The 7452-nt window shown below is 59.8% G+C and carries 6 protein-coding genes; 1 reads left to right on the plus strand and 5 read right to left on the minus strand.

The window, feature by feature from the left end; translation table 11 throughout:
• Positions 1 to 12: 12 nt before the first annotated feature.
• Positions 13 to 2070, minus strand: a complete 2058-nt coding sequence (locus D8U70_RS20515) for a methyl-accepting chemotaxis protein (protein ID WP_130929608.1) — start codon at positions 2068 to 2070, stop codon at positions 13 to 15.
• A gap of 332 nt (positions 2071 to 2402) precedes the next feature.
• Between D8U70_RS20515 and D8U70_RS20520 the strand changes: the two genes are divergently transcribed.
• On the plus strand, positions 2403 to 3620 hold the full coding sequence (locus tag D8U70_RS20520; RefSeq protein WP_073473520.1) for an MFS transporter: 1218 nt from the start codon (positions 2403 to 2405) through the stop codon (positions 3618 to 3620).
• Positions 3621 to 3788: 168 nt separating this feature from the next.
• On the opposite strand, the gene ychF is transcribed toward D8U70_RS20520, so the two are convergent.
• From ychF to D8U70_RS20540, 4 genes are all read right to left on the minus strand, one after another.
• Positions 3789 to 4889, minus strand: coding sequence for a redox-regulated ATPase YchF (gene ychF / locus D8U70_RS20525; protein WP_130929609.1), 1101 nt, complete (start codon positions 4887 to 4889; stop codon positions 3789 to 3791).
• 22 nt (positions 4890 to 4911) lie between these two features.
• Positions 4912 to 5496 carry an aminoacyl-tRNA hydrolase gene (gene pth, locus D8U70_RS20530; RefSeq protein WP_016773203.1) on the minus strand — a complete coding sequence of 195 codons (585 nt, stop codon included), beginning with the start codon at positions 5494 to 5496 and terminating at the stop codon, positions 4912 to 4914.
• Positions 5497 to 5667: 171 nt separating this feature from the next.
• Positions 5668 to 6270 carry a 50S ribosomal protein L25/general stress protein Ctc gene (locus D8U70_RS20535; RefSeq protein ID WP_024014298.1) on the minus strand — a complete coding sequence of 201 codons (603 nt, stop codon included), beginning with the start codon at positions 6268 to 6270 and terminating at the stop codon, positions 5668 to 5670.
• Between the two features lie 141 nt (positions 6271 to 6411).
• Positions 6412 to 7353 (minus strand): ribose-phosphate pyrophosphokinase, encoded by a 942-nt coding sequence (locus tag D8U70_RS20540; RefSeq protein WP_003171603.1) that lies wholly within the window; start codon positions 7351 to 7353, stop codon positions 6412 to 6414.
• Positions 7354 to 7452: the final 99 nt, after the last annotated feature.

Genomic DNA, 7452 nt, shown 5'->3' on the forward strand with positions numbered 1-7452 from the left:
CCGGGGAGGGCGTCAGCGCAGTTGGAATCTGGCGGTATTGGCGCTCAGGGCTTCGCTGCCCTGGCTCAAGGTGTCGGCCGCGAGGTTCACCGCGCGTGCGCCTTCAAGCAAACGCACCGCCGCTTGATCGACCTGCTGGATATTGCCGCTGACTTCGTCGGCAGTGCTGGCCTGTTCTTCAACCGCCGTGGCGATTTGCGCCAGGGTGTCGGTGACACTTTGTACGGCGCTGGCGATTTCTCCCAGGCGTTCGCCGAGTCCGGTGACTGCCTCGGCATCCGATTGCGCCTGACCACAGGCGGCTTCCATCAGGCTCACCGCTTCGTTGACCGTGGCGCGCAGGCTGTCGACGGTGCCAGCGATCTGCGCGGTGGAAGATTGCGTGCGTTGCGAGAGGCTGCGCACCTCGTCGGCGACCACGGCAAAGCCGCGACCCTGTTCGCCGGCGCGGGCGGCTTCGATGGCGGCGTTGAGTGCGAGCAGGTTGGTCTGCTCGGCGACGCCGCGAATGGTGTCCACGACCAGTTGAATCTGCTGGCCTTGCTCGCTGACCCTGCCGAGCGCGGCGGCGGTGTCGTTCAGGCGCTGATTGAGCTGCTGAATGCTGGCCGTGGTGCGCTGGCTGTCGCGGCTGCTGTCGGCGGCGATGCGCCGGGTTTGCTGGGCGCTGCCGGAGGCCTGTTCGCAACTCTGCGCGACGCCTTGCGAGGTGGCGGCCAATTGCGTGGCGGCAGCGGCAATCTGGCTGATCTGCAACTGCTGCGCCTCGACTTCGCTCAGGGCGCCGCTGGAGTGTTGGTTGAGGCTGCGTACCGCGTTGCTCAACTGCGAGGTCTCGTGGTCGACGCCGAGCATGCTGCTGCGCAGTTGCACCACAGCGACGTTGAGCGCTGTGCTGATCGCTGCCAGCTCATCGCGCCCCACCACCGGCACTTGCAGGCTCAGATTGCCGTCGCGCAAGGCTTCAGCGAGCAAGGTGATGCCGCTGGCACTACGACGGATCGAGGCTTGCAGGCAGACGAACAGGTACAGCGCGGCCAACAGCAGGCAACCGAAGATTGCGGCGACAAGAATGAACTGGCGAATCGCCGAGCTGTAATACGCATCGAGCCGCTGATCCAGCGCGACCAGGGATTGCTGGCGCAGGGAAGCGAGGTCGGTGAGCAGCGCGTCGAGGCTGCGTTCGAAGTCCTCTGGCTTGAGGTTGATGCTGCCGCCAAACACACCGTCGTCGAGGACTTTCAGGCCGCTGTCGAGGTGTTTCAGGCTGTCGTGATACTGACCGGCCCAGGCTTGCAACTCGGCTGGCAGACGCGCCTCCAGCAGGCCGGCGGTTTTCACCAGTTGCTCGCGGGCGTCGCCGATGCGGCTGCGCAGGTCGCGCAACTGCAAGCGGCTCTGCAGGGTGAACTGGCCGGAAACGACTGAGGCCTGACCGACCGCCGCCAGGCGGCCGACTCGCTCGATCAGGTCCGGCGCATGTTGTGTGGATATTTGCGTCAGCAGGTAGGTTTCCAGCCACGGCGCGAGGGTCAGGCGATTGTCCATGACGATCTGCTCGCGCAAGGCTTGCAGCGCGCCCAGGGCATTGGTGAAGCGGTCATAACCGTCCGGCCACCAGCCGACACTGCTAAGGCTTTTCGAATCAAGGCCATTGAGTGCGGTTTGCAGCGCCTGAAAGCGCTCGAGGATTGCGCCGTCGGCGCCTTGCTGGTTCAGGGCATTTCCCAGCTCGGTGGTGGCTTGCAGCACCGCCGGTTGCACGCCGTCGAAGGCAGCCATGGCGGCGAGGGTGGCCGGTGTCGGCTGACGATTGGTCTCGGTGGCGCGCCAGCGGGCGGCGCGGTCGCGTTGCGCGGCGAGCAGGTTGTCCAGCGCATCCAGCGCGAGCAATTGACGCACGCCGGCACGTTCGCCGGAAATCAGATTGAGCTTCTCGCGATAGTCATGGCCGATCATCAACAGGCTGCCGGCCAGCGGCAGAATGAACAGCAGAAACAATAATTGGAATTTACCTGCGAAGCCAAACCGCCCCAGCAATTTGATCCCCGGTGAAAGGAAAGCCTGCATGCCTCATGACTCCTCTGGACACCACGCACCATTGGCGTGCATCGCGAACCTTTCGGCTGCGACCTGTGCCCTCTAAAAGGCCTCGAAAGTTCACCCATGCCCGCTCTGTAGGCCGGCTCTGTAGCGAAACTTCCCATTGTCGAGCGCCTTTGTAAGGCGATCGTGTTCAAGGGCAGAAGGAAGGCAAGATTCAGACCATGGCGTTGCGCTATCACCGTTTGCTCGACGACCAGTCAGTTAGTTAGCTGCCTAAGGGGATAGCGCGAGCGCACCGAAAAATGGCACATTGACGCACCTGCCTGCGGGCACCCATCTGCTGTCCGGAATTTTCCATGGCTATCAGCAACGTTCAGACCGCCGCTGCCTCGGCGACCGCTGCTCCGCAAAGCAGCCCCTTGGTGATGCGCATCATCGGCGCGGTGGCGCTGGCGCATCTGATCAATGACCTGATCCAGTCGGTTCTGCCGTCGATCTACCCGATGCTCAAAGCCAACTATGGCCTGACCTTCACCCAGGTCGGCCTGATCACCTTGACCTTCCAGTTGACCGCGTCGCTGTTGCAGCCGTGGGTCGGATATCACACTGACCGGCATCCGAAACCGTGGCTGCTGCCGGCGGGCACCGTGTGTACGTTGATCGGCATTCTGATGATGTCGGTGGTCGGCAGCTTCCCATTGATTCTGCTGGCGGCGGCGCTGATTGGTATCGGCTCGTCGACCTTTCACCCGGAAGCCTCGCGTGTTGCGCGACTGGCCTCGGGCGGCCGGTTTGGTCTGGCGCAATCGACCTTTCAGGTCGGCGGCAATGCCGGCTCCGCGTTCGGCCCATTGCTGGCGGCGGCGATCATCATTCCCTTCGGCCAGGGCAATGTGGCGTGGTTCGGTCTGTTCGCAGTGTTTGCGCTGTTCGTGCTGTACCGCATCAGCCGTTGGTACGCCAATCACCTCAACCTGTTCAAGCTAAAGGCCGGCCAGGCGGCGACGCACGGCTTGTCGAAGGGCAGGGTGACCAGTGCGCTGGTGGTGCTCGGGCTACTGGTGTTCTCCAAGTATTTCTACATGGCCAGTTTCACCAGCTACTTCACTTTCTACCTGATCGAGAAGTTCGACCTGTCGGTGGCCAGCTCGCAATTGCATCTGTTCCTGTTCTTGGGCGCAGTGGCGGCGGGGACGTTCTTCGGCGGGCCGATCGGGGACAAGATCGGGCGTAAGGCAGTGATCTGGTTTTCCATCCTCGGCGTCGCGCCGTTCACCCTGATCCTGCCGCATGTCGATCTGTTCTGGACTAGCATTCTCAGCGTGGTGATCGGCTTCATTCTGGCGTCGGCATTCTCGGCGATCGTGGTGTACGCGCAGGAACTGGTGCCAGGCAATGTCGGGATGATTGCCGGGATTTTCTTCGGGCTCATGTTTGGTTTCGGCGGGATTGGCGCAGCGCTGCTCGGGCATCTGGCGGATGTGCACGGGATTGAGTACGTGTATTTCCTTTGCTCGTTCTTGCCGTTGTTTGGTGTGTTGGCGATCTTTTTACCGCGTACCAGAAAGGCCTGAACAGACGAATCGAACTGTGGGAGCGAGCCTGCTCGCGAATGGGTGGGTCAGTTGACGAATGCTTAGCTGACACGCCACATTCGCGAGCAGGGAAATGTACTCAGTCACTGAATTTCAGGCACAAAAAAGCCGCGTATGAAACGCGGCTTTTTCTTGCCCGGCTGTTGCTTAGACGTTGAAGCGGAAGTGCATCACGTCGCCGTCCTTGACGATGTATTCCTTGCCTTCCAGACGCCATTTGCCGGCTTCTTTGGCACCGGCTTCGCCTTTGTACTGGATGAAGTCGTTGTAGGCGATGACTTCGGCGCGGATAAAACCTTTTTCGAAGTCGGTGTGGATCACGCCAGCAGCTTGCGGGGCGGTGGCACCGACCTTGACGGTCCAGGCGCGAACTTCTTCGACGCCGGCGGTGAAGTAGGTCTGCAGGTGCAGCATTTCGTAGCCGGCGCGGATCACGCGATTCAGGCCCGGCTCTTCCAGGCCCAGGGCCTCGAGGAACATGTCCTTCTCTTCGCCGTCATCGAGCTCGGCGATTTCCGCTTCGATCTTGTTGCACACCGGAACGACCATGGCGCCTTCTTCTTCGGCGATGGCCTTGACCACGTCCAGGTGCGGGTTGTTCTCGAAACCGTCTTCAGCGACGTTGGCGATATACATGACCGGCTTGGTGGTCAGCAGGTGGAAGCCCTTGATCACCGCTTTTTCATCGGTGCTCATGGTCTTCATCAGGCTGCGCGCAGGCTTGCCGAGGGTGAAGTGAGCAATCAATTGCTCCAGCAGGCCCTTCTGAACCACGGCATCCTTGTCGCCGCCCTTGGCGTTACGCGCGACTTTCTGCAGTTGCTTCTCGCAGCTGTCGAGGTCGGCGAAGATCAGTTCCAGGTCGATGATTTCGATGTCGCGTTTCGGGTCGACGCTGTTGGACACGTGGATCACGTTGTCGTCTTCGAAGCAGCGCACCACGTGAGCGATAGCGTCGGTTTCGCGGATGTTGGCCAGGAACTTGTTGCCCAGGCCTTCACCTTTCGAGGCGCCGGCGACGAGGCCGGCGATGTCGACGAATTCCATGGTGGTCGGCAGGATGCGCTTGGGATTGACGATGGCCGCCAGAGCTTCCAGACGCGGATCCGGCATCGGCACGATGCCGCTGTTCGGCTCGATGGTGCAGAAGGGGAAGTTCTCGGCCGCGATACCGGATTTGGTCAGGGCGTTGAACAGGGTGGACTTGCCGACGTTAGGCAGGCCGACGATGCCGCAATTGAATCCCATGGTGTTTCCCCTCGGGTAAAAGTCAGGCCTTCTGGCTGTGCAGGTTTTTCATCGCGCGGTTCCATTCCCCGGCGAGGATATCCGGCAGCACGCCGAGGGCAAAGTCGATGCTGGCATCGAGTTTTTCCTGTTCGGCGCGTGGCGCACGACCCAGGACGAAATTTGAAACCATACTGGCAACGCCCGGGTGGCCGATGCCAAGCCGCAGGCGGTAGAACGTATTCTGATTGCCCAGTTGCGCAATGATGTCGCGCAACCCGTTGTGACCGCCATGGCCGCCGCCCTGCTTGAGCTTGGCAACGCCCGGAGGCAAGTCGAGTTCGTCATGCGCCACGAGGATTTCTTCAGGCTTGATGCGGAAGAAACCGGCGAGTGCCGCCACGGCCTGGCCGCTGCGGTTCATGTAGGTGGTGGGAATCAGCAGACGAACATCCTGACCCTGATGCGAATAACGCCCGGTCAGGCCGAAATATTTGCGATCGGCCACAAGATTCACATTCTGTGCGTGGGCGATGCGCTCAACAAAAAGGGCCCCTGCGTTATGCCGGGTCTGTTCGTATTCAGCGCCTGGATTTCCCAGGCCAACGATCAGTTTGATGGCAGTCACGATAGGGGCCCTTCCTTGGAGTGGTGGATAACATCGCCGCGATCGGGGAAAGCGGCGAAAGTGGACGAAAAATGCTCATTTACCATGGATGTAAACTCCGCGTTCTCGCCCGCTTTCTCGCTACGTTCCAGTCCGCGATGTTACTTGCTCACTCCGGCATGACAGAGTGAATTACTCTGCTTCGCCTTCTTCGGTAGGTTCTGCAGCAACACGTGGAGCGTGGACGTTGGCAACAGCCTTGTCATCGCCGTGTGCCAGAGCAACGAACTCAACACCTTTAGGAGCTTTGAGGTCCGACAGGTGAATGATGGTGCCGATTTCTGCTTTCGACAGATCGACTTCGATGAACTCAGGCAGATCTTTTGGCAGGCAGGTCACTTCGATTTCAGCAACAACGTGCGAAACTTCGCCGCCTTTCTTCACTGGAGCTTCTTCGCCAACAAAGTGTACAGGCACGATGGCGGTCAGTTTCTGGCCGGCAACAACGCGTACGAAGTCAGCGTGCATCACGTGGCCTTTGGCCGGGTGACGCTGCAGAGCCTTGATGATGACGTTCTGCTTGGTGCCACCAACGTTCAGCTCGATGATGTGGCTGTAAGCCGCTTCGTTTTCGAGCAGTTTGGCAACTTCTTTGGCCAGCATGCTGATGGATTCAGGGGCTTTGTCGCCACCGTAAACAACAGCTGGAACCAGAGCGGCGAGACGACGCAGGCGGCGGCTCGCACCTTTCCCCAGGTCGGAACGCACTTCAGCATTCAGAGTAAAATCGTTCATTTTGTATCTCCAAAATAGCCATGACCGAGTGGCGTTTGCGACCAGCGCCGAACACGGTATGGGCAAAAAAGCCCCGCCCCGACAGGAATGCCGGGGCGGGGCGCTTTTCGTCAACGAAACATTTCGCGAAGGGCAGGGCCCTTAACGGAACATCGCGCTGATCGATTCTTCATTGCTGATGCGGCGAACCGCTTCGGCAACAACCGGTGCGATATCCAGTTGACGGATACGTGCACAGGCTTGTGCTGCAGCGGACAGCGGAATGGTGTTGGTCACCACCAGCTCGTCCAGCACGGAATTTTCGATATTCTCGATGGCCCGGCCCGACAGCACAGGGTGTGTGCAGTAGGCAAAGACCTTGGCTGCGCCATGCTCTTTCAGGGCCTTGGCCGCGTGGCACAGGGTGCCGGCGGTATCGACCATGTCATCGACGAGAATACAGGTACGCCCTTCGACATCACCGATGATATGCATCACTTCAGAGTGATTGGCTTTCTCACGGCGTTTGTCGATGATCCCGAGATCGACGCCCAGCGACTTGGCAACAGCCCGTGCACGCACGACGCCACCAATGTCCGGGGACACGATCATCAGGTTTTCGAAGCGCTGATCTTCAATGTCATCCACCAGAACCGGGGAGCCGTAGATGTTATCTACCGGAATATCGAAGAAGCCCTGAATCTGGTCAGCATGCAGATCAACCGTGAGAACACGGTCGATGCCGACTACGGTAAGCATGTCAGCAACGACTTTCGCGCTGATAGCCACACGTGCGGAACGCGGACGGCGATCCTGACGGGCATAACCAAAATAAGGAATAACAGCAGTGATACGAGTAGCCGAGGAGCGGCGGAAGGCATCAGCCATCACTACCAGTTCCATCAGGTTATCGTTGGTCGGAGCGCAGGTCGGCTGAATAATGAAGACGTCTTTACCGCGAACGTTTTCATTGATCTCGGCTGTGATTTCGCCGTCGGAAAACTTGCCGACAGAGATGTCACCGAGAGGGATATGCAGCTGACGTACGACACGCCGAGCCAGATCGGGGTTGGCATTCCCCGTAAAGACCATCATCTTGGACACGCGCAGTACCTAGAGGCTGAGGGTAACCTGGATGAGTAGAGAAAATGGCAGGGGCGGCTGGATTCGAACCAACGCATGGCAGGATCAAAACCTGCTGCC

It is taken from the genome of Pseudomonas sp. Sample_20 (assembly GCF_004307585.1).
GTDB lineage: Bacteria > Pseudomonadota > Gammaproteobacteria > Pseudomonadales > Pseudomonadaceae > Aquipseudomonas > Aquipseudomonas atacamensis.